Genomic DNA, 25,568 nt, shown 5'->3' on the forward strand with positions numbered 1-25,568 from the left:
TTCATTCACTATATTTCTTCGTTATACAAAGTAAAAAAACGTCCGAATATATCGGACGTTTTTATTATGTCGTTTTTAAAATCTATTCATTAATTATGCACAGCTTCTTTTTCATTTAACCCAAGTGTGCGTCCTGTTGAAGCGTGAAGTTCCTGGAACAGTCTTGGATTTTCCGTTAGTGACATGCCATAAGAAGGGATCATTTCTTTTATCTTTGGCTCCCATGCTACTATACGTTCTGGGAAGCATTTTTCTAATACTTCAAGCATAACGTGAACAGCAGTAGAAGCACCTGGAGAAGCACCAAGTAACGCAGCGATTGATCCGTCAGATGCACTAACAACTTCTGTACCAAATTGAAGTGTTCCTTTACCACCAGCATCAGTATCTTTAATTACTTGCACACGTTGTCCAGCAACTACAATATCCCAATCTTCACTTTTCGCGTTCGGAATAAACTCACGTAATTCTTCCATACGTTTTTCGTGTGATAACATAACTTGTTGAATTAAGTATTTTGTTAATCCCATCTCTTTTACACCTGCTGCTAACATCGTTAAGACGTTATTCGGTTTTACAGAGCCGATTAAATCAAGATTTGAACCAGTTTTTAAGAATTTAGGTGAGAAGCCTGCAAATGGTCCAAACAGTAGAGCTTTTTTGTTGTCTATATATCTTGTATCAAGGTGAGGTACAGACATTGGTGGAGCACCAACTTTAGCTTTTCCGTATACTTTTGCATGATGCTGCTCTACAACTTTTTGGTTTTTACATACCATAAATAGTCCACTTACTGGGAATCCTCCAATATGTTTTGACTCAGGAATACCAGTCTTTTGAAGTAGAGGTAGACTACCGCCACCGCCGCCGATAAAGACGAATTTCGCAGTATGATGTTCGATTTTGCCACTATTCATATCGTGAACTTTTACTTCCCACAAACCGTTCTTCGTACGTTTAATATTTTCAACACTATGTTTGTAGTTTAGCTCGACATTTTTAGTTTTTAAGTAATCAAACAACATGCGCGTTAACGCACCGAAATTAACATCTGTTCCAGAATCAATCTTCGTTGCAGCCATTGGTTCATTAGAGTTACGGCCGTCCATAATGAGTGGAAGCCATTTTTTTAATGTATCAGGAGCATCAGAAAATTCCATTCCTTCGAATAAAGGATTTTTTGAAAGCGCTTCAAAACGGTTTTTTAGAAACTCTACATTTTTTTTCCCTTGCACTAAACTCATATGAGGCAGTGGCATAATAAAATCTTGTGGATTACGAATTAGGTTTCTCTTTACAAGATACGCCCAAAATTGTCTTGAAAGTTGAAATTGCTCATTTACTTTGACAGCTTTACCAATATCTATAGATCCGTCAGATTTTTCGGATGTATAGTTAAGCTCACATAGCGCAGAATGTCCTGTACCGGCATTATTCCATTCGTTAGAACTTTCTTCTCCGGCATTTGCGAGTTTTTCAAATACTTTAATTTCCCATTCAGGTGCCAATTCTTTCAGTAATGATCCTAACGTTGCGCTCATAATTCCAGCGCCAATTAAGATAACGTCTGTTTTTTGCTGCATGTTGCTCATGATAATCTCTCCATCCCCTATATTGGCAAAAAAGAAAAGGTGTTTTTATTTCTAAGCCGTAAAAAGTAAACACCGCCTAGGCCCCACCTAGGAATCTATCTTTTTTGTCTCAATTATATAACCATCTCATAGTCTATTATAATAATTAATAGACTAAAATATCTAGTGTTATCTGATAATTTTAAACTATTTAACGTTTTATTTCATAGAATTCTTCTGTCATAAGGGTAAAAAGCATTGTAGTAAAGCGGAATTTGGAGAAGAATTCCAGTTTGATGTTATCTCAAAAAAATTTACTAATACTTTTATTTTTATGTTTTATCTTTGGAAATTTGTAAGAATCTGTGTTTGTGACATCTAATTTGAAGAAATAGAATAAATAACAAATCAATGGTAAGATTATTCTGAAAATAAAACAGGAGGGATACCAATGCTTACAAAAGAACAAATCGCAAACTTATTTCGAAATTTTTCTGTGAATGAATGTAAAGGATCAAGTGATTTATACGAGTATTTATCAATAAAAATTTCTGAAGATGAGGAAGTTCTTACGTTAGCTTCCTACGCACAACCTGGTCAACCAATCCCAAACTTATTATTAGGTGCAGTCCATTATTTATTGTTAAAAGGAAAAGAACACAGTTTAAAAAGGTATTATTATAGTTTAGTTGAAGATGCTGATACAAATTTTGAAAATGCCTTTCACCAATTTAAAGATTTTTGCCATGTATATCGAGAAGAAATAATTACTTTATTACAAACGAAACTCGTTCAAACGAATGAAGTAAGACGATGTGCCTATTTGTATCCAAGTTTCTGTTACATATTTAATAAAGTGAACAAACCGTTAGCGTTAATTGAAATTGGTACAAGTTCTGGATTACAACTGTTTTGGGATCAATATCGTTATTCATATGGAACGGAAGAAGTATTTGGAAACAGACAGTCTAATGTTCATTTACAATCAGAAATAAAAGGGGATAAGAAGCCATCCTTTTTAAAACAAAGTCCACCTGTCGTAGAAAGAATCGGACTAGATTTACATGTGAATGATTTAAATGATGACGAAGATTATTTATGGTTACGTGCGCTTATTTGGCCAGAACATAAAGAAAGACTTGAACTATTCGATCAAGCAGCAGCGCTTGTAAAAGAAAAATCAGTGCAATTAATTGAAGGAGACGGTGTAGCGCTTCTCCCAGCCATTGTAGATCAAATAAGGGAAGATGCGGTGATTTGTATTTTCCATACACATGTAGCGAATCAAATACCAGAAGATGTGAAACGTACGCTTGAAAAACGAATGCAAGAAATCGGTGCAAATCGTGATGTATTCCACCTATATAACAACATGTGGGACCGGGACCTTCATATTGATTATTATATTAACGGAAACGAATATTGTGAAACGGTTGGGGAAACAGAAGGGCATGGAAGATGGTTTAGTTGGAAGCTTGGGGATGAGTCGCTTTGTTAATGTAATCCTATAGGATGGGGACCTTTTGTTTTAAAATTTAAATTTTCGTATTAATATGATAATAATTTATGATAAGTTGTATATAAAGATAAAATAAAAAGGATGATAAGCATGCAAAAGAGACCAGAAGCAAATGAATATAACCCGTATTATTCAACGTACATAAACTTAATACCAGATGGAGATATCATACATATTCTAGAGCAACAAATGAAGGAAACGAATCTTTTATTGAGGGATATTTCTGATAGTGAGGGACATTTCCGATATGCTCCTAATAAATGGAGTATAAAAGAAGTAATTGGTCATATTGCGGATACTGAACGTATTATGGCATATCGATTGCTTTCCATAGCAAGAGGCGAGACAGCAGAACTTCCTGGATGTAACGATGATATGTATGTTCTTAGAGCATCTTTTGATAAGCAATCTATGCAAGATCTTCTTGAGAATTTAACAGTTGTTCGCCAATCTACTATGCATTTGCTTAAAAGTTTAGATAAAGAAGCTTGGTTACAAAGGGGAATTGCGAACAATTCTGAAGTCACAGTTCTTGCATTAGCAAACATTATTGCTGGTCATGAGCTTCATCATCGTCAAATTATAAAAGAACGTTATTTGGCTTCTAATGCATATCCAGCATGTTAAAATATCAAAATAAAAAGAGAATGATTCGTAAAAAAATTCCGAATCATTCTTTTTTTATTTTTCTGTGTATCGGTGGAATTATAAATGTTTCTTTACAAGGTCTATTCCTTCTCGTTGACGCTAATAGGGGGCACCATACATGCCCATTAAGCTAAGGTTGGGTATTAGGGTTTGTGTAGCAATGGAACCAAATCACGCAATAAGTATTAGCGGACATTAGAAATAACAAAAATGCCACTTTTTCCTGTTAAAACGAGGTGATTTTTAATTTCAAAATCGATTTTAGGAAAATATTCAAAGACAGTTCTTATTTTAAAAGTAAACGTAAAGTAACTCCCAAATATACAATGAAAGTTGATTTTGGAGTCATTTTTTGTTTAATTCACTTTTTTTCGGCACTCTGCATCTAAACGGTAAATCCGTTGACCACGGCAAGACTTTATCAAGTTTTTCTTTATTACTTAAATCGATATTGGAAAGTGTTTCAAATCAATAAACAAGAAGGAAAGGGGTTTAACTCAACTTCTTCTTTTACAACATTCGCTAGTCCATCAATTGATTTACGTAAATCTGTTGCCCTTTGTGCAAGGTATACTTTTTCAATTGTGATTTCTGACATCTTATGTATTAGTAAATTCATCAGGAGTCCAAATAGCGATTTTATTCTCAGGTGCAGCAACTACAAGCCATTCCTCACATTGGACCCCAGCTTGCCAACATTCATAAAAGTCATGAAAACCATTTACAAACATGATTTTCTCGTTTTCAAATGTAATAATTAAATGCGGAGTTTCCTTACCTAGTTGTATGTCTGTAACTTTTTGTCTTCTCATTTTAAATATTCTCTTAAATTCTTCTTCCTCAGTATAATCGTCAAATGCATCCTCATTAGATGGATATTTTTCAGGTGGAGTATTAAATAAACACCATTTCGATTCAATGTTGATATGTAATTGCCCATCATAATCAACTGCAGCTTCAAAATCTGTAAAATAAATCTTTATAGTTACTGGAGAAATACCAAATTGCAATCCATCAACTTGTGCTCCTAGGAAGAGATGTTTTAATACCTTTTCAGCATAAAGTTTGTCTTCTTTGTTCATTTTATGAGTCCTCCTTTCTGTAATATATATTATATTTTTATTGTAATAAATAAATTTTTATGTAAAATGAACCATTTGTGAGAAACGGGCGAATATAGTGTGAAAGATCATGAGAGGGGAACGAAACTTTGGAGGAAGTAGAATTAAAAGAATGGCTATATAAAATGGAGTCTGGGGACAAAGAAGCCTTTCAAGTTATTTATAAATACACCAGTAAAGATATTTATAGAACAGTAGTATTTTTAGTAGGGAGTCAAAATCAAGATGTTGACGATATAGTTAATGAAGTGTACATCAAAATGTGGAGGTCCATGACAAATTATGATATGAACCGTTCATTTCGTTTTTGGTTACATGGTATCGTTGTAAATCAAGTGCAAGATTGGCGTCGTAAATCGTGGCGGCGATTTCGAATTTTTGAAAAGAAGAAAATGTATGAGCAAGACAGGTCTTATATAATGGATGAGGGCATTTTACATAAAGAAACACGTAATGAATTAGTAGAAGTTGTACAAAAATTATCGTATAAGCATCGTGAAGTCGTTATTATGCGTTATTTCCATGAATATAGCTTAGATGAAATTGCAGTGCTTCTTCAAACCCCTGTTGGCACAGTGAAATCTCGATTACATACAGCGTTAAAACGATTAAGAACAGAAATGGAGCATATGCCAGACATAAGGGAGGGAGAAGTAAATGGATTTTGAAAAATATATAGCGAATGAATTGAAAAGAAAAGCGGGATCAATCGAACCAACTACTAATCTAGAAAATAAATTACAAACCTCTTTTCATAAATACCAACAAATGAAAAACAAAGGGAAAAATTCTATGAAGAAAAAGTTATTACTTGGCTTTGTAGCTGCGGCTGTTCTCATTCCAACCGGTACTTTTGCGGGTACAACAATAATCGATAAAATTGTAGGTACACCAGAAGAAGCAAAAAAAGATATGGGGATGTCAGAGGACGGTTATACGGGGTTAATGGAGAGGATAGAAGTTGCTAAAAAACTATTTGCAAAAGAGGACTTTGAAAAATATGTAGAGTTATTACAAGAAACATATCATTTTTATAAAAAAATTAGTGTCGTAGAGAACGGAGAAAGAAAACATACAGCTATAGGTCGTTTAAATGCTGAGGAAGAAAAAAGAGATAGTGAGGTAATGGAAGAGCTAAACAAATATGAAGAAAGGTTAGATCAACATTTTACATATACATTTGAACAAGCTGAACAAATAACTGGTTTTCCAATAAAGCACCCTACATATATTCCTCCTGGGTATGAAGTAGTGTATGAAGAAGCGAAAGCAAGTGCAACGGTTGGAAAACCAGTTCCCCTAATTACGATGAGATATGAAGATCGTAATGTGAAAAAAAAGCCATCTACATCGAATGCGGAATTAGGATTTACACTTCATCAATTAGAAGTACTTGAAGATGATAAAAAAGATTATTTTATTGAAGAACCATTTGATAAAGCAACTGAAAAAGGACCGAATTTTTATAAAGATATTAAAACATATAAATTAAAAGGATATGACATTATATTCGGTGAGTATAAAGAGTCAAATGTAAGGGCTATGAAAATAGTGGTACCTGCAAAAGAAGGAAGAAATGCATATCAAGTGTATATAAACGATAGTATGCTATCTAAAAAAGAGCTTGAGAAAGTTTTACTTTCGGTTGTTGAATAGATAATGAAATTTCAGAAAAATGAAAGTGAGTAGTTACTTTCATTTTTCTTTTATGATAATATGTTAGTAATCACTTACTTACATATTGGATGGAGGAATAAAGATGGGGAAATTAACAGCGCGAGAAAAAGTTATGGAAGCTGCTACTTTACTATTTGGTGAAAAGGGGTATACAGCGACAACAATTCGTGAAGTGGCAGAAAAAGCGGGGGTAAGCGAGTTAACTATATTTCGTAATTTTAAAAATAAGGAAAATTTATTTAGAGAAAGTATTATTTTACGAACAACACCAGTTGCTTTATTAGAGGAAATAGAAGAGCAATTTACTGGTGATTTACATAAGGACCTTACGAAAGTGGCAGAAACATATATTCAAATCAATTTGCCAAAGCTAAATTATATTTGGGCTGCGTTAATAGAATCAAGACAAAATAGTGAAATGAAAACATTACTACATGAGTTAAATTCACATTTAGTGAATCATTTAGAAACCTATTTAAAGCAGCTTGGAGAGAAGGGGCATATTTCTTCTTGTAACTACCGTTTAATAGCGAATATGTTTTACGGACAACTGTTTTTATACATTATGAATGTTAGTATAGCGGAAGAAGAAATTCAGTTAGAAGAGTATATAGAGACTTGTGTAAATTTATTTATGAATGGGATTTTAAATAAAGAAAACGAATAGGGGTGGGGGAATTGCGGAATACATTTGCATTAATTGCATTAATTGCAGGTTTTTTTATGGCAATTTTAGATTCAAACATTGTGAATATCGCATTACCAGAAATGACAAAGACATTTCATACGTCAATTGATACCATTTCTTGGATTGCTAATAGTTATAATGTGGCCTTTGTATCGTGTTTATTAATTGCAGCACGTCTTGCGGACCAGTTTGGTCGCAAGAAGCTGTATATTATCGGTTTATTAGGGTTTTCTATTAGTTCGCTTATGTGTGGTATTGCCAATTCTTTTCATACATTAGTAGCTTTTAGGATAATACAGGGAATCTCAGCAGCAATTATCGTACCAGTTGCTATGCCTCTTGGTCTTAAGTTAGTACCGAAAGAGAAACAAGGTATGATAGGTGGTATTATGGGAGCTTTCGGAGGATTAGCAGCGGCAATTGGGCCTTCACTTGGTGGTGTTTTAACTGATAAATTGAATTGGAGCTGGGTGTTTTTTATTAATGTCCCAGTTGGTATATTATCTTTAATCTTCGTGATTCTTTGTATTATAGAATCGTATGATCATACTGCAAGCTCTAAAATAGATTGGGCGGGTATGATTACTTCTGCATCTGCACTATGCTTACTTGTATATGCACTCATACAAGTAAATACAAATCAATTAAGCACGATAAGCTTAATTCTTCTTTTTATGCTCTCATTAATAAGTTTTATATTATTTTTCATTATCGAAAAGAAAAGTAATAATCCAATGTTACCTTTAAAGTTGTTTTCATATAAAGAGTTTTCAATTTCAAACCTTTCCTTATTTTTCGTTGGGATGGGGTTAATGAATTTTTTATTTATACTTGCTTTTTATTTTGTTCAAGTAGAAGGAATGTCTGAACTAGAGTCAGGTTTAATTATTAGCACTTTAGCCATTGTTTCAATGATTGTTACAGGAGTAGTAACACCAATTGCAGCAAAACGAGGTAGTGTATTAATAGGTAGTATAGGGATGATTGCTTTTATCATAGTTTCGTATTTATTTAGTCAGATAGATTCAAACTTTACTACATGGGATTATATATGGCGATTAGTGATCGTTGGAATTGGAACAGGTTGCACTTTAGCACCGAATACAACAACTGCGGTTTTAAGTGTGCCGGCGGAAAAAACAGGTGTTGCTTCAAGTGTATGTAATATCTCTAGAACGGTCGGAAGTATTGTGGGGGTAGCAATACTGGTCATGTTTTTGAATCATCAATTGTTAGCTGAAAAAGAAAAAGTAGATAGGGAAGTAATGACTGTGATTGAAAAAAGTAATTTAACAAATATAGAAAGAGAACAAGTGTTGCAAGCGATGAAAGGAATTGATAAAAATCAAAACAGCATGTTAAAGTCTGAAGAGGCGAATAAGCTTTACGAGAAAATGAAGCAACAGCATAAACAAGGAATTGTATATAGTTTTGATAAAACATTTTTAATGGGTTCAGTTATTTTTACTTTAGCGCTCATTTGTAATGTAGTTGGTATGTATGTAAGTAGGAGAAAAGGTACAATTTCGTTAAATGGTTAGTTTCATTTCATAATATTATTATGTAAACAAAATTAGAGAATGTACACCTAACTAAATAATTCAATATTTTTGATTTTTCTTTGGTTACAAAAGTATAGTATTCGTAGGAGGGGATCATATGAGTAAACACAAAAAAATCATAGCGATTTCAGGCAGTATTAGGGAAGGATCATCCAACACAAACATATTAAAAGCTCTAGCAGCATTTATTCCAGATGGAGTAGATTACACTATTTATAAGGGAATAGAGGAATTTCCTCATTTCAATCCGGATGTAGATCGAGTGGGAGCACCGGCTGTTGTTGAAGAGTTTCGAAAGACATTAAGTGAATCACATGCACTGATTATTTGTACACCAGAGTACGCAAAAGGCATACCAGGAGTTTTAAAAAATGCATTAGAATGGCTTGTTTCATCAGCGGAACTATATAAAAAACCAGTGGCTATCATAACAGCTTCACCGTCAATTACGGGAGGGGATAAAGCCCATGAATCTTTGTTACTTACACTGGGTATGATTGATACAGTTGTCGTTCAAAATGGTTCGTTATTAATCCCATCTGTGCGTACTAAATTTAGTGATGATGCAAAAGTTACAGATGAGGATACAAAGCAAGCTCTTATTTCTTTAATTCAAAGTATAGTAGACGAAATAAGGGAATAATGATTTGTTTTATATAAAGGCAATACTACTGGTAGTTTAAAAGTAGTATTGCCTTTTCATTTTCTTTTGATTGGAATTTTGTACTAACGATTAGGAAATCATGTCACCTATTTTAAGGTTTAGATAAAATAAATATTAATTTATGCTTGGGTTCACGTCTTTTTTCGTCTTGGTCAAATAAATAACTAAGCTCAAGATTGTTGCGAGGAAAATTACGCTTGTTCCCACGGTACCGAGACCAAGACCGCCAGCATCGTGAGGCTGTGATAGATAGTCGCCAAAAGAGGCGCCGAAAGGACGAGTTAAAATATAAGCGATCCAAAAGGCCAACACTGCATTTAATTTGAAGCGGTAGTAAGCGACGGTTACAGCCCCAATTAATGCGGCAAATATGAGCGCTGAAATCCAGTAACCTAAGTTGAGACTCTCTGCTACGAGATCACCAGCTGCAGTACCTAAGGCGAAGGTGAACAGGATAGCCAACCAGTAGAATGCTTCTCGCTTTGTTGTGTAAATAGAGTGAATGGACAGTGTCTTCTCACTCACATACCAAGCAGCGAAAGTTGCCAGTAAGACAATGGTGAAAACGATGGTGGTCGTCTCAAGAGCGACCCCGAAGTTGTCCGTAAGATTGTCGGTGACCAGCGTACCAACAACACTAATCAGCAAGACAGTGAGCCAGTAAATCCCTGGAACATACTTCTTCAATCTGAACTGGAAGACTAGTGTGATGAACAAGAGAGCACTCATAACAAAGGTCGTTTTAGTCAAGCCGAAGTTCAAGTTTGTATTTAAGAAGTCTGCGCCTGTTTCGCCCACTGTAGTTGCCATGATTTTGATAATCCAGAAGAAAATCGTAACTTCTGGAACCTTGTTCAGCATCTGCCAGCCTCGTGATGAAACGGGAGCGACTTCATTAGAAATAGATGGATTTTCTCTATTCTTATCCTGATCCTTCTCATAATATTTCATGTATGATTCCTCCTTACTAGTTATTTGTGTATAAACAGAGTGTAACTAATAAGAATGAGATTCAGATGAAATTAGGATGAAAAAAACATTAAAAAAAGATGAAAAAAAGAAATTTCTAAAGTGTCTTTTTTATTTAACAAATACAGTTAAAAAACTATATCCTTTCTTTGTTTGCGGAATAGAATAGAAAATACAGCAAAATTGACACTCTTCATTTGATATCCTAAGTTGGTCGTTTTCTGCAAAATAAAAGTGCCGAGCAATATTAGTTTGACATGGAGTCTCTACAAGCATGACTCACATGCCAAGAACGTCATAATAACAAGCATTTGGTGCTATTATACTTGTTTCCCCATGTTAAAGCATGTGTGACTTGTTGTTTGTAATACTATGTATTTTTGTTTTACAAACAACAAGTTGGTGACTAATCGTTTAAGTGTCTTTTGTATTTAGGGAGACATTAAGAATATCTTATGTATTTCTCATCATATTTTAATATTTTTTTAGTAGAGTATACCTTGTATCCTACAAGGAAAGAGGAAGAAGACTATGCATGTACTACGTTTTTTAAGTGAATATATAAAACACCCAAGAACTGTAGGAGCAGTATTGTCAAGTTCTAAGCAACTTGCAAAACAAATGGTAGCCCCTATAAATTTTGAACAAGCAAAATGCATTATTGAGTATGGACCAGGAACTGGAGTGTTTACGGAACAGCTCATTCAACATAAACATAATGAAACAGTATTGTTAATCATTGAGAATAACGCACGGTTTTACCGTATACTTCATGAGCGATATTCACACATGGAAAATGTGTACATTATTCATGACTCTGCCGAATATACGGAAAAGTACGTTCAGAAATATAAAATTAACCAAGTGGATTATATTATTTCAGGATTGCCATTTACCAGTTTATCCCTTGATACTTCTACAAAGATATTACAGGTAACAAAAGAAGTATTAAGGGAAGAAGGGAAATTTATTACTTTCCAATATACACGCTTTAAACAACAATTTTTCCGTTCTTTTTTTGCAAATATTGAGGTGAAGAAAATAAACTGGAATATTCCACCGGCTTTCGTGTTCACTTGCTTTATGTAAGGTGATGGGAATGTGCGAAACCAAATTACTATCATGTAAAAGAAATGAATTATTTCCAACATAAAAAATGAACGATTTTTCCTGTGAAAATTACAGAAAGAATCGTTCATTTTTTTGCCAGAAATATAAACTATAACTTTCATTTTGGACTACTAAAAGGGCGGAATACTTTACGGAAAGTTGAAAACATTTTTCGGGTCATATTTAGCCTTTACTTCCATTAACCGATCAAAGTTACAGCTGTAGTAAGCATCTGGCCAAACTTTAATGGAGAGGTAGGGTGTATTAACGTAAACGCCTTTTGTATATGGTAGCATCGCTAATCGAAAATCTTCGGTCCATCGAATGCTTGCGGCAGCACCTTCTTCTTGACCCAAAGTGGTGAATATTGACATGTTCGAATGTGCTTTAGGGTGATTATTCCTAGAATAAGGTTTTCGGACTTATCAATGAATCGAAATAATAAATAAAAGTCAATACTACATGAATCTCAAATGCAGTATTGACTAAATAAAGTTAAATAGTGATCTCTATTTGATTGCCTTCCGGGTCGCTTATTACACTTTCGTAATAGCCATCTCCAGTGAAACGTGGTCCATTTAATAAAGGATAACCAGCTTCTTTTAACTTTTTTGTTAGTTCATTTACACGTTCTTCACTTCCAACAGAGAAAGCCATATGTGCATAGCCAGTTATATTAAGATTAGGTTCGTTCTCTATACCTTTCTTACGCATAAGTTCAAGCCTTGCTCCAGATTCGAACGAAATAAAGTAAGATTCAAAGTGTTTCGCTTCATTATGATATAAAGAGTTTGGTTTGCCGTTGAAATACTTCGTATAAAAAGTACGCATCATTTCTAAATCATTTACCCAAATTGCAATATGTTCGATTTTCATTCGTTTCACCAATCCTTTCTTTATGTAAATTAAAAAATATGTACTCTGAAATAATTAGCGAAGGTGAACAACACTAATTAGATGTTCACTTTATTAAATTTGCAATCATATTGCAAGAAATAAGAATGGACGTTAGGAAAAATCAAATTGTAACGAAAAAGTTTTAATAATGGTATTAGATAATTTTTAAGTCATAACATGCATACAATGTCTAATTAAGTGAATTACGTACGTCAAAATTGTAAATAAGGGGGGACATTTGTGGGGCAAATTGAACAAATGGTAATTGTCGGCATTTCCATGTCTTTTATACTGTCTATTATGATATTAGGGTCTACATATTATAATCCTCGTCTTTGGTTAAATGATTATCCGAAAGATATTCAAAAAGTAGTTTTTCCAAAATCGATAAATGAAAAAAAACAAACGTTTTATTTCGGAATTATTTACAATATTATTCTCTTCGGAACACCTTTAGTTTCTACATATATATTACATCACCATGAAAAATTATTGTATATTGAGGCCTATTTACATACTTTGGGGATTGTAATGATTTTCAATTTAGTAGATTTATTAATAATCGATTGGCTTATATTTTGCTGGATTACTCCGAGGTTTGTTGTTATTCCTAGTACAGAAGGAATGAAAGGGTATAAAGACTATATGTTTCACTTAAGAGGTGCAATAGCTGGAACGCCATTTTTAGCAATTGTAAGTTTATTTTTGGCAGGAATTGCGACAACTATTTAGTATAAGGAAGAGGGGGAGGAAACGTAAATACTATGCTTAAAAGAGAAAATAATTAGCTTTTTGATTAGAGAATTAGAAATAGAGGATAGTTTTACAGTAAATGCTCGGTTAGTTCTTTCTGTTTCAAAAATAAATAACAAAATAGAATATACAGTCGAAGAAGTGCCTAGCTATGAAAAAAGTTATTAAGAAGATCAATATGAAGAAGATGAAGAACTAGCGTACAATGAATATATAAATAATCCTAATTAAATAATTTACATAGCGCTCTCACATAACTAGATCGTAGAAGTTATGATAGTGAAAAAGAAATGGGATCTCTTTTCACTATAAAACAGCCCCTTAGATAAACAGATCTAAAGGGCAAAACATAGCGTCTTTTTTATAAACACCGTGATTTTATTTAAAAGTGGCATCCACTCTTTTTATTTGAGGAGTGGATTTTTTTATATTCTGCGGCTTTCTCTCTCGGAAAATAGGTTCCATTAAATGTATAATTTATTTATTCTTTTCTTTCCAAAGAGCAAAAGGATTCTTTTCATGATGATTTTTATCGAGCTTTAATAATTTTATGTCTCGTTGGTCCTTTGGAAGAGCTATTTGCTGATAAACGTATTTTGTTCCCAATCCAATTTCTTCTTCCTCTTGTGTAGTATAAGAATAATAAACATGTTTAAGATTCGCCCAGTAAACGGCACTTAAACACATCGGGCAAGGCTCTCCACTTGCGTATAGTATGCAGTCGGAAAGATCAGATGTACCAAGAATGCGACAAGCCTGACGGATAGCTAGGAGTTCAGCATGCGCAGTGGGATCATGTGTTTTAAGAACATCATTTACTCCCTTCGCAACAATCTCACCATCTTTAACAAGTACTGCACCAAATGGTTTTCCTTTTTTGTTTTTTGTATTTTCGTAAGCTAAATCAATTGCCAATTTCATGAATTTTTCGTGATTCATTAAAACACACCCCTTTAAAAATTAAGTTTTAAATATGATTTTTTTCACTCATGTTTTTTGTTTTCCATAGTTGTTCTAGCACAATTACGACGATTGTCCCAACAATGAGACCATTGCTTAAAATGTATTGAAAAATAGTAGGCAGACCATTAAATATTGCTTTAGGCAGAAACATTAATCCAATACCGATTAGCAATGTGATTCCTAATATAGTTAGCCGGCGTTGATCTAATTCGTCTTTCAAAAGGGATTGAAACGAGATCCCAATCATTTGGACAAAGGATGCTAAACTTGCGGCACAAGCGACAGGGCCAGGAAGCGTAGCTAAGAAGTTGACGACTGAAGGAACAACGGCTATACCTGCTAAGGCTAAACTTGCTACTAGGAAAGGCATTATTCGTTTTTGTTCGGTTAACCGGATAAAGCCCGCCGATACTGGCAATGGTACAATTCCAATTGTCGAAAAAAGAGCTGATATAACATGTGTAATACCGCCTGCCCAACTGGCGCGGTTAATGATTTGTTTTTCGGACTCCCCTGATTCTGGAACCACTTGTTTAACAGCCGTAACGGCCGCTATCGTATTAGAGACTAAAATAAACGTAAATATAATTGAGGTTATAATCATTCCAGCATTTAATTGTGGAGTCCCCCATGCAAAAATGTCTGGTAATTTAATGATAGAAGCCGGTGTGGAAATCGTATTTGGGCTTTTTCCTAATAAGAAATATAGTAACCATCCAAATAAAATCCCTAACAGTACGGAGTAACTTTTCATCCATCCTTTTCCTTTAATTGATAGCACTATTACTAGAACAAATACGCCAAATGAAATCGCTGCTGTTTGATAATCTAGGTTGGATTGTCCTTGTATACCGAGCATTCCCTCTAAAAAAACACCACTAAGTTGAAGACTCAAAATCAAAAGAAAAGAACCAGTAACTAAAGGAGTAAACAAAAACAACAGCCGATTAACCAGGCCGGTTATGCCAAGAATAACTAGTAAAAACCCTGTAACTAGCAAACCACCTTCTAAAAGTTGTAATGTTTCTTTCATGCTTTCGCCCTGCTGAGTCGCCATACCCGCTAAGATGACAAATACACTGACCCATGAACCTGCAGGTCCGTCAGCGATCGGATAGCGATGTCCGAAACATCCTTGTATAAAAGAGCTAATGCCCACCACAAAAAAAGTTCGTTGCATCAAATCGGATATTTCCTCGATTGATAAATGAAATACTCCCCCGATTACGATTGGCAATGCAACAGAAGTGGCCAGCAGGAAAAAGAACCATTGAAAGATGCTTAATGCGCTGTAAAAACGTTGCTTCTCCATATTGTTTCACCTTCATATAAAATATTTATTTTTTCCAAGTACCAATAGAAATTAGTTCTAATTGACTTGAAAATTAAGATTTCCCGCGAGAAAAGCTTTTATTAACCTATCTAGATACCTTAACTAACCTCTGCAAATTTTTTTGCTTAAAAGTGCATCGTTTTTTAAGGCCACTACGGGAAATTTCTTTTCATCTAAAATTATGATATCTTAGAATTTGGTATATGAAAAATATAAAAAAAATTAATTTTACTAAAGATTTTCATATAATGAGGGGGTTTTTTCCATTTATGGATATTAGACAACTGCGATATTTCATAGCAATTGTAGAAGAAAGAAAAATTTCTGCTGCTGCTGAAAGACTTCATATCTCCCAGCCGCCGCTAAGCCAGCATCTAAAAGCAATGGAAGAGGAATTAGGAACGAAATTAATAGAGAGAACTGGGAGATTTTTAGAAGTGACGGAAGCAGGAAAAGCCTTATATAAATATGCACTACAAATGACTCATTTAATGGAAGAAGCCAAAATGGAAGTAAAGGAAGTCGGAAACGGGGTAAGCGGAAGACTAACGATAGGTATCAATACTTTTTCAGTAGACGGATTACCTGAATTACTTCACCAATTTCACAAAAAATATCCTAAGGTTACATATAAAGTTCATCAAAATGAGTCATCTCATCTTTGTCAATTAGTGAGAGACAGGATTGTAGAGCTGGCGATTATACGATTACCGCTCGAGTTAGATGATTTTTCAACTATCCATCTTTATACAGAACCTTTTTACTTTATTACTTCAAATAAAAAGCACCCTTTTAATCATCAAGTTACGCTTGCTGAAATTCAAAACCGCCCTCTAATAATACCGAGTACAGAGGGATTGGGAGTTTATTATATGATTTTAGAAGCATTTTTAAAAGCGCAACTACATCCGAATATTATTGCCGAATGCTCTGACATCTCACTTTTATTAGAGTTAGTCGCAGGTAACTTTGGAGAAGCTATTGTTCCAGAAACTGTCATTAAACAATACAAAAACTACAATATCCAGGCTTTCAAAATTACAGATACAGAGCTATCTGCATCCGCGAGCTTAATATGGCTGAAAAATCATTATCTATCAAAAAACGCTCAAAACTTTATAAAACTGTTAAGGATGAACATCTAGCAAAACACGGACTTACTGAGTTAATGTAAAGCTAACGAATATAAAAAATGAAGATATACCTACTGATGAAGACAGTTACTGAGAAGCCTTTGACTTATTCGGTTCGGAATATGTATGTAGATTGTTAGGAGTGCCTTTATACGATGATGTTCCAGAAGATTTAGGATGTCCCACTTGTTCTAAAGAGATGAAATATGTTGCTACAATTACACAAGATATTGAAGAACGGGAACTTATTTCAGTAGTTGATTCTCAGTTTGGTGAAATGAAGATATATTTTTACTTATGTAAAGAGTGTTCAGTTATGAAAACTGAAATACAAGGAACATAATAAAGTAAGACTGACATGATGAGTCAGTCTTATTTTTGTTTCGTCACATCATTAACAATCGCATGAAATATGTCTTTTTGCGTAAAATCATCTGTAAAGACAGTTTCTCTATCAACTTCAATTGTATCGTGCGGGTTATACCATTTACTTAATAAATCTTCTCCAAATTCAAGTCGTTTTTCTCTCGTATTATGCCGTCTAATCGTTTCTTCAAGCGATAAGTCAAAATAATATGTATAAGCGTTTCCTTCAAAATAATGTATTAATTCTTTTAACATATCACCGTACCTACGACTGTTTAGTATACCTTCTAAAATAACAAATTCGCATTTTCCTTTTCCGTACTTCGTAATCTCAAAAATTAAATCATGAGATAGATTGCCCATTGTGTCGTGGACTTTTAACATATCTCTACGCACAACATCTTGAGACACTATAGTGTACCTTGACCGAAATGTTCTTGCAGTTCTTTTGCGATTGTTGTCTTGCCGCTTGCGGAGTTTCCTCGAAGAATGATTAATGTTGATTTCAAAGTCTCATCTCCAGATTGTTTTAGTTTTTGTAAAAATATCTTTATATGGAAAATTTCTTATTTGGTTAAGTAATAGTTTATGATATTAAATTTGAGTTGAACAGTATAAGCTCTTATTGTGATTTGATTTGGGGATTTTTAAGATAAAACGAATATGTAAACTCATCGTAAATAACCTCCAGTGTATTTGTGGTTTGATTATATGAACTCTTTATTTTAAAGATGTAATAATTCCTTGATAAGTAAACAGAATTATTGTAAAGTAATGATAATTAAAATTTATATTGTTTGAAAGCGATGAAAGGAAATAGTAACAGGTATCTTTTCTTTTAGAGAGTCGGTGGGTGGTGTGAACCGATAGAAAGAGCTTGTGAATCCGTCCTTGAGCGAAATGTGGAACACTTCAAAATATGAAGTTAGTAATCGTTTCCGGCTAAAAGCCGTTAATAATTTAAGTGGAAGGCGTATATTTTCTGCGCTTTTAACTAGGGTGGCAACGCGGGTTAACTCTCGTCCCTTTTATAGGGACGGGAGTTTTTTGTGTTTTTTTAGTAAAATTCCCTACCTTAAAAGTTTAACGTGAACGAAGAAGATGGCATTATTCATTTATTAAAGGAGAGATAAGACATGTTAGATGTAAAAGTATTACGTGCTAATTTTGAAGAAGTAAAGAAAAAATTGATTAATCGCGGCGGAGAGTTTCTTGAATTAGATAAATTTGAAGAATTGGATCAAAGGCGTCGTGAATTGTTAGTAGGAGTTGAAGAATTAAAAAGTAAACGTAACGAGGTATCTGAGCTAATTGCGAAGTTAAAGCGTGAAAAACAAGGTGCTAATGAACTTATTAGTGAAATGCGTGAAGTAGGCGACAAGATTAAAACGTTAGATGATGAGTTACGCAATGTAGAAGAGGGATTGAATTCTATATTATTGGCATTACCAAATATCCCTAATGAAGCAGTGCCTATTGGAGTATCAGAAGATGATAATGTTGAAATACGTAAGTGGGGAGAAATAAACGAATTTTCATTTGAAGCAAAACCACATTGGGAAGTTGCTGAGAAATTAGGATTACTAGATTTTGAACGGGCAGCAAAAGTAACAGGAAGTCGCTTCGTATATTACAATGGCTTGGGAGCACGTTTAGAGCGAGCAATAGCTAACTTTATGTTAGATTTACATGTTGAAGAACATGGGTATACGGAAGTGATTCCACCATTTATCGTAAATAGCGATAGTTTATTAGGAACAGGACAATTCCCGAAATTTAAGGAGGATGTATTTACATTAAAAGACACAGATTACTCTTTAATTCCAACGGCGGAAGTGCCATTAGCAAACTATTATCGTGATGAAATTTTACATGGTGAAGATTTACCTATTAATTTTACCGCTCATACGCCATGTTTCCGTTCTGAAGCTGGTAGTGCAGGACGTGATACGAGAGGACTTATTCGTCAGCACCAATTTAGTAAAGTTGAAATGGTTAAATATACAAAGCCAGAAGAATCATACGACGAGTTAGAAAAATTAACAGCAAATGCTGAAAGAGTACTACAATTATTACAATTACCTTATCGAGTAATCGTATTATGCACAGCTGATATGGCATTTCCAGCTGCGAAAACATATGATATTGAAGTTTGGTTACCTAGCTATGGGATATATCGTGAAATTTCTTCTTGCTCAAACTGTGAAGATTTCCAAGCGCGTCGTGCAAGTATACGTTTCCGTCGTACACAAGGTGCTAAACCAGAATTTGTACATACATTAAATGGTTCTGGATTAGCTATAGGTCGTACAGTAGCAGCTATTTTAGAGAACTACCAACAAAAAGATGGCTCAGTTATTATCCCGGAAGTATTACGTCCATACATGGGTGGATTAGAAGTTATTAAATAAGTAAGATGCTAATTTGAAGTGTAAATCTAATTATTTACAGAAGAGTCAAATCGTTGTGTATATAAAATAGTTATTAATTTTTATTAAATTAATAACAAATTATTCACTAACAATAAACAACCCAAACACTTTGAAAAATATTTTTTCGAAATGTTTGGGTTTCTTTGGCTGAAAAATCAATTTAGTAGCTGAATTTTGCTCAAACTTTATTTGAAAGTTACATAATTTAAGAGTTTATGGAAGGTAAATACAATTAATTGTATAATCAATATGATGAATAACAAAGGGGGATTATTTGAAAGAATTGCAAACTCAAAGTTCTTTACAGAAACATTTGCTCCGTATAAAACCTCACAATTCAACTTGTATACAGCATTTTTCACCATTACATTACTACCATACGCATCAATAGGTGCAATTAAAGATTTAACATCAAGAAAAAATATAAATGAACAATAGAGGTGTCACATGCTATTTCAAGAAGGAAATTTATTTGTTAGATATGTTAACGACAAAGATGCATCTATCATCTCTAAATGGTTAACAGATCCAGAAGTTTTACAGTATTACGAAGGAAGAGATAATCCGCAATCTGTAGAAAAGGTACTCGATCATTTTATACATAACCTAAACAGTAATGAAAAAAGATGTTTAGTAGAATTTGATGAAATGCCGATTGGTTACATACAAATGTACCCTGTTGATTCCGAATGGAAAGCTTTATATGGATATGAAGAATCACAAAATGTATGGGGCATGGACCAATTCATCGGTGAACCAGCGTATTGGGGAAAAGGAATTGGAACTGATCTCGTTCAAGCAGCAATTACATACATTATGGAGAAAATAGGTGCGGAAGCGATAGCGATGGACCCTAGAGTAAATAATGTACGTGCGATAAGCTGTTATGAAAAATGCGGGTTTAGAAAGGTGAAAGTACTAAAAGAACATGAATTACATGAGGGGAAATTAGAAGATTGTTGGATGGTGGAATATAATAAAAATAAAGGGAGCTGTGTGAAATGAAAAAAGCATTAATAGTTATTGATGTACAAGCGGGTATGTATACAGCGGGAATGCCAGTACATAATGGGGAAAAGTTATTAGAAACGTTGCAAGAACTTATTCAAGAATGTCGTTCGAATAGTATTCCGGTTATTTATGTGCAACATAACGGGCCAAAAGATCATCCGTTAGAAAAGGGGACAGATGGTTGGAAAGTACATGCGGCGATAGTTCCGCAAGAGGGTGATAGTATTGTTGAAAAGACAACACCCGATTCATTTAATAAGACGAACTTGAACGAAGTTTTACAAGAAAAAGGAATTGAACATGTTATTATTTCAGGAATGCAAACACAGTATTGTGTTGATACAACAACGCGTAGAGCGTTTAGTGAAGGGTATAAAGTAACATTAGTAAGTGATGCCCATAGCACGTTTGATACAGATGTATTACGTGCTGAAGATATTGTGAAACATCATAACGTAGTGCTTGGATCATTTGCGGATGTTATTACGTTAATAGATTTAAAAGTAGAAGCGTAATTACAGAAGTTGCTGTCTCTGAATGGGAGGCAGCTCTTTTTATTGAAAGACAAGTTGTTGAATAATGTCAGAGAACCGATCTATCTAAAAAATCGCTGATATATTTGGATTTGTGGTCGATATAATTAGAAAATCGCCGATGTAATTTCATGTACCGAAATGATTGTACAAAAAAAGGAGCACCACTTTATCAAAAAGGGAGCTCCTTCACCAAAATGTTATTTCTTCTTATCTTTATCTAATATATTTTGCTCTTCAGCGAACTCTGTACCATATGCAAATCTGCGATTAATACGAATATTATCGTTGTTATGACGCGTGCGTGAATGTGAAAAACGATGGACGATTACTTCTGATAATGTAAAGACGATAGCAGAAAGGATACTACCCCATGCAATTTGCATGTAGTTGTCTAATAATATATTACCGAAAATCCAAACGCTTAAATACGTTAGTAAAAAGTTTGTCATAATGGCAGCAGAATCGCCAATTCGATTTAAAATAATTTTATTAACAAACATATAAGAAACGATTGTGACAAATAGACTAAAAGAAATAATTTGGACGAGCGTTGCTGGGAAAAATAAAGCTAATCCGATACTAAAAGCGATGATACACGATATAAATTTGATTACTATTACAGTAAAATCATTCAATATTTACACCTCCGATTTATACATAGTTTTACAATAAATTCAGGAGTTCATACATTGTAACGGTTTAATTTATATAAAACTTTTTCATGTTTGATTTTTTGTCTAAATATTAAAAAAACAACGAAAAAATGTTATAGTAAAATGAGAGCGTATGACATTTTTAGGTAAGGGGGAATCCAAATGTGGATTACTTCAGAAGTAGAAATTCCAGATGAGTTAATCGATCACCTTGAACAAGGGAAGTTAGTATTATTCGTTGGAGCAGGAGTTTCTATGAAGGGGAAATCAAACTTACCGAATTTCGATGATTTAGTTGATGAAATTTCGAAAGCTTTATATGTCGAAAAGCGTGAGATGACAGAACCCCACGATTATTATCTTGGTAAAATTGCGAAAACGAAAGATGTGCATCAAGTTGCAAGAGATCTCGTTAATATAGAAAAATCAAAACCGAACCCATTACATTATGCCATTCCAAGGTTGTTTCCATTAGATACGGATGTTCGAATTGTAACGACAAACTTTGATCAACATTTTACGTCTGTAATTGCTGAAATGAATAGAGAGCTGAATATTTATTATGCACCTGCTTTACCGACAGGGAGAGCGTTTAAAGGATTGGCTTACATACATGGAAATATAGAACAGGAGAAAGAAGCTTTAATTTTAACAGATGGTGATTTTGGAAGGGCTTACTTAACGGAAGGTTGGGCGAGACGATTTTTAGTGGATCTATTCTCAAATTACACCGTTTTATTCGTTGGGTATAGTCATAATGACCCAGTAATGAAATATTTAGCAACAGGTTTACCACCGAGTACAAGGCGTTATGCTTTCGTCGCACAAGGTGATAATACATACCATTGGGAGCATTTAGGGATAAGACCAATTGTGTATCCAAATAAAGCAAATAATCACCAATCACTTGTGAAAGCGGTAAAGCGATGGGCGGAATTAATGGGTGATAATTATATTACAAAAAGAATGCGTATTCGTGATATTGTAACAGTTCCTCCATCAGTAGAGCAGGAGCAATTATCGTATGTAAAACAGTCAATAAAAAAAATAGAAACAGTTCGGTACTTTGTTGAATTTGCACGTGAGTATGAATGGGTGGAATGGCTTGAAGCAGAGGGGAAACTAAGAAATTTATTTTTGCTTACGCCAAATTATGATGAAGTAGATGAGTTACTTGCGGAATGGTTAGTGGAGCAATTTCTTTTTAGCCATCAAAAAGAACTATTTCAATTGATTTTTAAAAATCATTCTAAAATATCCCCGTTATTATGGCGAACAATTTGTACTTACTTGAACGAAACGAAAGAAACGATGGACCCTTTGTTGTTTGCAAAATGGACATTGCTTGTATTAGAAACGGCAGAAAAAGATAGTAGCTCTATTGAAATGATTTCATACTTATTGCAAAAATGTTCTTTCCCTGAACATAAAGAAATTGGCTTGTTGTTGTTAACGTTTATTTTGGACGGAAAACTGAAATTGAAGCGTGTAAGAAAATGGGAAAATGATACGCAAGAATCGATAGAACTTGAGGAATCGAGTCGTTTGTCGGTGTCTATTTTTTCTCATGTAGAGCGAATTTGGAAGGAGAAAATGAGACCAAATATCTCTTACTATGCCGCTCCGATTATGGTTATGGGATTAGAAAAGATACAATTATTGTCATTAAGACAAAATGCACTGAAAAAAAGAGATAGAGAAATTTCAGAGCAAGAGTTACAGCAAAATGATTTTACATTTTTAATTCAAATTGTAAAAGAATGTCTTACATATTTATGTGAAAACAATGAGAAAAAAGCGAATTATTATATTACAGAAATGATAGAAACAGATAGTGTACTTCAAAAGCGAATTGCGATTGAAGCAATGAGTAAAAATGTATTCGTTACTGCGGATGTCAAATTAAAGTGGTTACTATATGAAGGCCTTCTTTTAGATTTCACATATAAACATGAAGTGTTTCAACTTTTAAAGATTTATTATGCTGATGCTTTAGAAGAAACAAAAGAAGAAATTATTCAAACTGTATTAGAACATCTTGCAGAAGAGAGGGCGTTTGATGCTTGTCTCGTTTTAGATTCATTATTTGCATGCGATTCGAATAGTCGATGCACGATAGAAGGATATGAATTAATGAAACAGAAGCACCCTCATTTTTCTTCTGATCGATACAGTGTTCCAAAGAAAGAATCTATTGAACAAAGCATTACGTGTAATGTAACAGCAGATGGATTACTACAGCTGAAAGACGATGAAATAATGAAGCAAGTTCGGCAGTTTTCTCAAGATGGTGTTTTTGAGCAACGCCATTTTTTAGAGATGTTATCAAAAGCATGTAAATTGAATGTAGAGTGGAGTATTTCGTTTGCTTATCAACTAGTAGGCGTGCACGAAATTAGTAATGAGGTTTGGTTTGTTTGTATTAGAGAGTGGCGAAATAATAGGAATTTGACGAATGAGCAAATTCAAAGGATCATTCCGTTATTGCAGAAGTTTGTTAGAAATACTACTTTTCATTGGCTAATTAGTAGTTTTCTATATGAAATTAGCAATCGATTAGAAGAGCTAGAAGAGAATAGTATACGGGTTGTAAAGCGCTTTGCTTTTTCAGTATTTCCACAAGTTATGAGAGGGGAAACGGATTTTAAAATTGGAAAGCAAGAGTTTTACAATGAGTCTATACAGCATCCTGTGGGGAAGATGACTGCTGTATTACTAAAACTGTTAGCATACGATCACTTATATGATCGCAATGTGTATGAATATTTATTTTTATTTGAGGAACAGGTAAGGGTTACTTCGGAAAGAACGAACTTTATGTTAGCTCGTTTAACAGCAGATATTACGTTTTTATACCATATTGAGAAGCAATGGTGTCGAAAATATGTATTACCTTACTTAGATTTAAAGAAAGAAAATGAGCTGACCAAATATGCGTGGGCGGGATTATGTTATACGCAAATCAATTTACCTTTATTTACAGAAATGAAGAGATATATTAAATATGCGGTAGAGCATTTAGAGGCGCTACATCCGTATACGAGAGAAGCGTTTTTAAAATGGCTTAGTTTTGTATTTATTAAATGTGTGCTGTATTGGGAGCAAAAAACAGATTGGTTATATCCACTTTTAATGCAAGTAAACGAAAATAATAAAATTAAATTTATGCAGTATGTATGCTACTACGTAAAAACGTTAAGCGGAAAGGAACAACAAAAATTTTGGACAGCGTGGCTAAGTGTATTTTTAAGAGAACGTCCGAAAATGGGCGTAATAACAACGAGAGAGTATATGATGCTTTTACGTATTGTTTTATGCATGGATGAAATTTTAGAAAAAGGACTTTGTATTATTTCGAGTAAATTTCTAGGTGTAGAAGGGCAATATAATCAAGAAGAAATGAAACAGTTATTTATTGAGATGCTTGAAAAGAAGGATAGTATGAAAGAATATAAAGAGCTGTATGCAAATGTGTTTTTTATTTTACTTCAAACACGTCAAGAAGCTGATTTACTTGAAAATGAAATCATACAAATAAAAGAACTATTAATCCAGTATGAAGTAGAAAAACATGTATTAAATTTAATCGAAAATGAGATGATTCGTATCGGAATTGTAATGGGGAATTTACAAGAGGGACTATAGGGCGGTAGCGGAATTTTTAAAAAATAAATAAAAAGTTGTTGACAGTATTTTAAAAAGCGTTCTATAATACGAATCATACTTATTCAATTTCAAAAACATTTGAATAAACAAAGTGCAATGAAGAGATCACAGTAGTGGTTAGTCTTACTGTAACAGAGAGCTGGTGGTTGGTGTGAACCAGTACAGGGATAATCATGAATTACAGTCTTGGAGCATCTTTTTCGTAGTAAAGATACGATTGTCTTTATGAAGAAAGAGCGGTCAATTGATCGTTAACAGTGAAGAGAGGTAGACAGAAATATAGTCTACAACTAGGG

The 25,568-nt window shown here is 33.9% G+C and carries 23 protein-coding genes, 4 pseudogenes and 2 other annotated features (1 of these 29 running past the window's edge); of the genes and pseudogenes, 17 read left to right on the forward strand and 10 right to left on the reverse strand.

Annotated features, from left to right (window positions below; all coding sequences use genetic code 11):
* Window positions 1-89: 89 nt before the first annotated feature.
* Window positions 90-1,592 (reverse strand): malate:quinone oxidoreductase, encoded by a 1,503-nt coding sequence (locus tag ACTFQM_RS00905; protein ID WP_427291965.1) that lies wholly within the window; start codon window positions 1,590-1,592, stop codon window positions 90-92.
* 430 nt (window positions 1,593-2,022) lie between these two features.
* Between ACTFQM_RS00905 and ACTFQM_RS00910 the strand changes: the two genes are divergently transcribed.
* Both ACTFQM_RS00910 and ACTFQM_RS00915 read left to right on the forward strand, forming a co-directional pair.
* The gene (locus ACTFQM_RS00910) at window positions 2,023-3,069 is read left to right on the forward strand and encodes a DUF2332 domain-containing protein (RefSeq protein ID WP_440033137.1); all 1,047 of its coding nucleotides are present in this window, start codon (window positions 2,023-2,025) and stop codon (window positions 3,067-3,069) included.
* A 111-nt stretch (window positions 3,070-3,180) separates the two neighbouring features.
* The gene (locus ACTFQM_RS00915) at window positions 3,181-3,717 is read left to right on the forward strand and encodes a DinB family protein (protein WP_440033138.1); all 537 of its coding nucleotides are present in this window, start codon (window positions 3,181-3,183) and stop codon (window positions 3,715-3,717) included.
* Between the two features lie 484 nt (window positions 3,718-4,201).
* Here ACTFQM_RS00915 and tnpB read toward each other — a convergent pair whose 3' ends face one another.
* Together tnpB and ACTFQM_RS00925 are read right to left on the reverse strand one after the other, a co-directional pair.
* Window positions 4,202-4,357: an IS66 family insertion sequence element accessory protein TnpB gene (gene tnpB, locus ACTFQM_RS00920; RefSeq protein ID WP_328054966.1), complete on the reverse strand. Its 156-nt coding sequence runs from the start codon at window positions 4,355-4,357 to the stop codon at window positions 4,202-4,204.
* Window positions 4,338-4,820, reverse strand: coding sequence for a hypothetical protein (locus tag ACTFQM_RS00925; protein ID WP_427291972.1), 483 nt, complete (start codon window positions 4,818-4,820; stop codon window positions 4,338-4,340). Before ACTFQM_RS00925 ends, tnpB begins: the two co-directional genes overlap by 20 nt.
* A gap of 128 nt (window positions 4,821-4,948) precedes the next feature.
* Here ACTFQM_RS00925 and ACTFQM_RS00930 point away from each other — a divergent pair, with 128 nt between their 5' ends.
* The 5 genes from ACTFQM_RS00930 to ACTFQM_RS00950 all read left to right on the forward strand — a co-directional run bounded on the left by ACTFQM_RS00930 (window position 4,949) and on the right by ACTFQM_RS00950 (window position 9,429).
* Window positions 4,949-5,527, forward strand: coding sequence for a sigma-70 family RNA polymerase sigma factor (locus tag ACTFQM_RS00930; RefSeq protein ID WP_400529243.1), 579 nt, complete (start codon window positions 4,949-4,951; stop codon window positions 5,525-5,527).
* The gene (locus tag ACTFQM_RS00935) at window positions 5,517-6,515 is read left to right on the forward strand and encodes a hypothetical protein (protein ID WP_440033139.1); all 999 of its coding nucleotides are present in this window, start codon (window positions 5,517-5,519) and stop codon (window positions 6,513-6,515) included. The genes ACTFQM_RS00930 and ACTFQM_RS00935 overlap by 11 nt, the downstream gene beginning before the upstream one ends.
* Window positions 6,516-6,618: 103 nt before the next feature.
* Complete coding sequence (locus ACTFQM_RS00940) at window positions 6,619-7,203, forward strand: TetR/AcrR family transcriptional regulator (RefSeq protein WP_071719230.1); 585 nt, start codon at window positions 6,619-6,621, stop codon at window positions 7,201-7,203.
* 11 nt (window positions 7,204-7,214) lie between these two features.
* Window positions 7,215-8,765 carry an MFS transporter gene (locus ACTFQM_RS00945; RefSeq protein WP_440033140.1) on the forward strand — a complete coding sequence of 517 codons (1,551 nt, stop codon included), beginning with the start codon at window positions 7,215-7,217 and terminating at the stop codon, window positions 8,763-8,765.
* A gap of 118 nt (window positions 8,766-8,883) precedes the next feature.
* On the forward strand, window positions 8,884-9,429 hold the full coding sequence (locus ACTFQM_RS00950) for an NADPH-dependent FMN reductase (protein ID WP_427291978.1): 546 nt from the start codon (window positions 8,884-8,886) through the stop codon (window positions 9,427-9,429).
* Between the two features lie 135 nt (window positions 9,430-9,564).
* Here ACTFQM_RS00950 and ACTFQM_RS00955 read toward each other — a convergent pair whose 3' ends face one another.
* Complete coding sequence (locus ACTFQM_RS00955) at window positions 9,565-10,401, reverse strand: COG4705 family protein (RefSeq protein WP_002172442.1); 837 nt, start codon at window positions 10,399-10,401, stop codon at window positions 9,565-9,567.
* Between the two features lie 549 nt (window positions 10,402-10,950).
* Here ACTFQM_RS00955 and ACTFQM_RS00960 point away from each other — a divergent pair.
* Window positions 10,951-11,508, forward strand: coding sequence for a class I SAM-dependent methyltransferase (locus ACTFQM_RS00960; RefSeq protein ID WP_002172441.1), 558 nt, complete (start codon window positions 10,951-10,953; stop codon window positions 11,506-11,508).
* Window positions 11,509-11,678: 170 nt separating this feature from the next.
* Here the strand turns inward: ACTFQM_RS00960 and ACTFQM_RS00965 are convergent, their stop codons facing one another.
* A complete protein-coding gene (locus ACTFQM_RS00965; RefSeq protein WP_440033141.1) occupies window positions 11,679-11,903 on the reverse strand; it encodes a BBE domain-containing protein in 225 nt (74 codons plus the stop codon).
* Between the two features lie 121 nt (window positions 11,904-12,024).
* Window positions 12,025-12,405 carry a VOC family protein gene (locus tag ACTFQM_RS00970; RefSeq protein ID WP_440033142.1) on the reverse strand — a complete coding sequence of 127 codons (381 nt, stop codon included), beginning with the start codon at window positions 12,403-12,405 and terminating at the stop codon, window positions 12,025-12,027.
* A gap of 261 nt (window positions 12,406-12,666) precedes the next feature.
* On the opposite strand from ACTFQM_RS00970, the gene ACTFQM_RS00975 reads away from it, so the two are divergent.
* Both ACTFQM_RS00975 and ACTFQM_RS00980 read left to right on the forward strand, forming a co-directional pair.
* On the forward strand, window positions 12,667-13,158 hold the full coding sequence (locus ACTFQM_RS00975; RefSeq protein WP_400559537.1) for a nitroreductase: 492 nt from the start codon (window positions 12,667-12,669) through the stop codon (window positions 13,156-13,158).
* A 51-nt stretch (window positions 13,159-13,209) separates the two neighbouring features.
* Window positions 13,210-13,437, forward strand: a pseudogene (locus tag ACTFQM_RS00980) (GNAT family N-acetyltransferase); the annotation flags it as partial.
* A 219-nt stretch (window positions 13,438-13,656) separates the two neighbouring features.
* Here ACTFQM_RS00980 and ACTFQM_RS00985 read toward each other — a convergent pair.
* Together ACTFQM_RS00985 and ACTFQM_RS00990 are read right to left on the reverse strand one after the other, a co-directional pair.
* Entirely contained in the window at window positions 13,657-14,118 is a 462-nt protein-coding gene (locus ACTFQM_RS00985) for a nucleoside deaminase (protein ID WP_440033143.1), read from the reverse strand.
* Between the two features lie 28 nt (window positions 14,119-14,146).
* Window positions 14,147-15,454 carry a purine/pyrimidine permease gene (locus ACTFQM_RS00990; RefSeq protein ID WP_440033144.1) on the reverse strand — a complete coding sequence of 436 codons (1,308 nt, stop codon included), beginning with the start codon at window positions 15,452-15,454 and terminating at the stop codon, window positions 14,147-14,149.
* A gap of 290 nt (window positions 15,455-15,744) precedes the next feature.
* Between ACTFQM_RS00990 and ACTFQM_RS00995 the strand changes: the two genes are divergently transcribed.
* Window positions 15,745-16,620: a LysR family transcriptional regulator gene (locus ACTFQM_RS00995; protein WP_440033145.1), complete on the forward strand. Its 876-nt coding sequence runs from the start codon at window positions 15,745-15,747 to the stop codon at window positions 16,618-16,620.
* 22 nt (window positions 16,621-16,642) lie between these two features.
* A pseudogene (locus tag ACTFQM_RS01000) lies at window positions 16,643-16,951 on the forward strand (hypothetical protein); the annotation flags it as partial.
* Window positions 16,952-16,980: 29 nt separating this feature from the next.
* On the opposite strand, the pseudogene ACTFQM_RS01005 reads toward ACTFQM_RS01000, so the two are convergent.
* A pseudogene (locus ACTFQM_RS01005) lies at window positions 16,981-17,483 on the reverse strand (kinase).
* Between the two features lie 288 nt (window positions 17,484-17,771).
* Window positions 17,772-18,004: a binding site (T-box leader), on the forward strand.
* A gap of 106 nt (window positions 18,005-18,110) precedes the next feature.
* Between ACTFQM_RS01005 and serS the strand changes: the two are divergent.
* The 4 genes and pseudogenes from serS (at window position 18,111) to ACTFQM_RS01025 (ending at window position 20,932) form a co-directional block, all read left to right on the forward strand.
* Window positions 18,111-19,385, forward strand: coding sequence for a serine--tRNA ligase (gene serS / locus ACTFQM_RS01010; protein WP_440033146.1), 1,275 nt, complete (start codon window positions 18,111-18,113; stop codon window positions 19,383-19,385).
* A gap of 285 nt (window positions 19,386-19,670) precedes the next feature.
* Window positions 19,671-19,844, forward strand: a pseudogene (locus tag ACTFQM_RS01015) (YfzA family protein); the annotation flags it as partial.
* A 9-nt stretch (window positions 19,845-19,853) separates the two neighbouring features.
* The gene (locus tag ACTFQM_RS01020; protein WP_440033147.1) at window positions 19,854-20,411 is read left to right on the forward strand and encodes a GNAT family N-acetyltransferase; all 558 of its coding nucleotides are present in this window, start codon (window positions 19,854-19,856) and stop codon (window positions 20,409-20,411) included.
* Window positions 20,408-20,932, forward strand: coding sequence for a cysteine hydrolase family protein (locus ACTFQM_RS01025; protein WP_440033148.1), 525 nt, complete (start codon window positions 20,408-20,410; stop codon window positions 20,930-20,932). The genes ACTFQM_RS01020 and ACTFQM_RS01025 overlap by 4 nt, the downstream gene beginning before the upstream one ends.
* Window positions 20,933-21,150: 218 nt before the next feature.
* On the opposite strand, the gene ACTFQM_RS01030 is transcribed toward ACTFQM_RS01025, so the two are convergent.
* Window positions 21,151-21,588: a YndM family protein gene (locus ACTFQM_RS01030; RefSeq protein WP_025150834.1), complete on the reverse strand. Its 438-nt coding sequence runs from the start codon at window positions 21,586-21,588 to the stop codon at window positions 21,151-21,153.
* 180 nt (window positions 21,589-21,768) lie between these two features.
* Here ACTFQM_RS01030 and ACTFQM_RS01035 point away from each other — a divergent pair, with 180 nt between their 5' ends.
* The gene (locus ACTFQM_RS01035; RefSeq protein ID WP_440033149.1) at window positions 21,769-25,251 is read left to right on the forward strand and encodes a DUF4020 domain-containing protein; all 3,483 of its coding nucleotides are present in this window, start codon (window positions 21,769-21,771) and stop codon (window positions 25,249-25,251) included.
* A gap of 108 nt (window positions 25,252-25,359) precedes the next feature.
* Window positions 25,360-25,568: a binding site (T-box leader), on the forward strand (it continues 28 nt past the right edge of the window).

It is taken from the genome of Bacillus cereus group sp. MYBK30-2, from assembly GCF_051915945.1.
In the GTDB taxonomy this organism is placed as follows: Bacteria; Bacillota; Bacilli; order Bacillales; family Bacillaceae_G; genus Bacillus_A; species Bacillus_A paramycoides.

Bases quoted from the DNA above. Each gene is read 5' to 3' on its own strand.
- ACTFQM_RS00905 (WP_427291965.1), bottom strand. From the start codon at position 1,592: ATGAGCAACATGCAGCAAAAAACAGACGTTATCTTAATTGGCGCTGGA.
- ACTFQM_RS00910 (WP_440033137.1), top strand. From the start codon at position 2,023: ATGCTTACAAAAGAACAAATCGCAAACTTATTTCGAAATTTTTCTGTG.
- ACTFQM_RS00915 (WP_440033138.1), top strand. From the start codon at position 3,181: ATGCAAAAGAGACCAGAAGCAAATGAATATAACCCGTATTATTCAACG.
- tnpB (WP_328054966.1), bottom strand. From the start codon at position 4,357: ATGAATTTACTAATACATAAGATGTCAGAAATCACAATTGAAAAAGTA.
- ACTFQM_RS00925 (WP_427291972.1), bottom strand. From the start codon at position 4,820: ATGAACAAAGAAGACAAACTTTATGCTGAAAAGGTATTAAAACATCTC.
- ACTFQM_RS00935 (WP_440033139.1), top strand. From the start codon at position 5,517: ATGGATTTTGAAAAATATATAGCGAATGAATTGAAAAGAAAAGCGGGA.
- ACTFQM_RS00940 (WP_071719230.1), top strand. From the start codon at position 6,619: ATGGGGAAATTAACAGCGCGAGAAAAAGTTATGGAAGCTGCTACTTTA.
- ACTFQM_RS00950 (WP_427291978.1), top strand. From the start codon at position 8,884: ATGAGTAAACACAAAAAAATCATAGCGATTTCAGGCAGTATTAGGGAA.
- ACTFQM_RS00955 (WP_002172442.1), bottom strand. From the start codon at position 10,401: ATGAAATATTATGAGAAGGATCAGGATAAGAATAGAGAAAATCCATCT.
- ACTFQM_RS00960 (WP_002172441.1), top strand. From the start codon at position 10,951: ATGCATGTACTACGTTTTTTAAGTGAATATATAAAACACCCAAGAACT.
- ACTFQM_RS00965 (WP_440033141.1), bottom strand. From the start codon at position 11,903: ATGTCAATATTCACCACTTTGGGTCAAGAAGAAGGTGCTGCCGCAAGC.
- ACTFQM_RS00970 (WP_440033142.1), bottom strand. From the start codon at position 12,405: ATGAAAATCGAACATATTGCAATTTGGGTAAATGATTTAGAAATGATG.
- ACTFQM_RS00985 (WP_440033143.1), bottom strand. From the start codon at position 14,118: ATGAATCACGAAAAATTCATGAAATTGGCAATTGATTTAGCTTACGAA.
- ACTFQM_RS00990 (WP_440033144.1), bottom strand. From the start codon at position 15,454: ATGGAGAAGCAACGTTTTTACAGCGCATTAAGCATCTTTCAATGGTTC.
- ACTFQM_RS00995 (WP_440033145.1), top strand. From the start codon at position 15,745: ATGGATATTAGACAACTGCGATATTTCATAGCAATTGTAGAAGAAAGA.
- serS (WP_440033146.1), top strand. From the start codon at position 18,111: ATGTTAGATGTAAAAGTATTACGTGCTAATTTTGAAGAAGTAAAGAAA.
- ACTFQM_RS01020 (WP_440033147.1), top strand. From the start codon at position 19,854: ATGCTATTTCAAGAAGGAAATTTATTTGTTAGATATGTTAACGACAAA.
- ACTFQM_RS01025 (WP_440033148.1), top strand. From the start codon at position 20,408: ATGAAAAAAGCATTAATAGTTATTGATGTACAAGCGGGTATGTATACA.
- ACTFQM_RS01035 (WP_440033149.1), top strand. From the start codon at position 21,769: ATGTGGATTACTTCAGAAGTAGAAATTCCAGATGAGTTAATCGATCAC.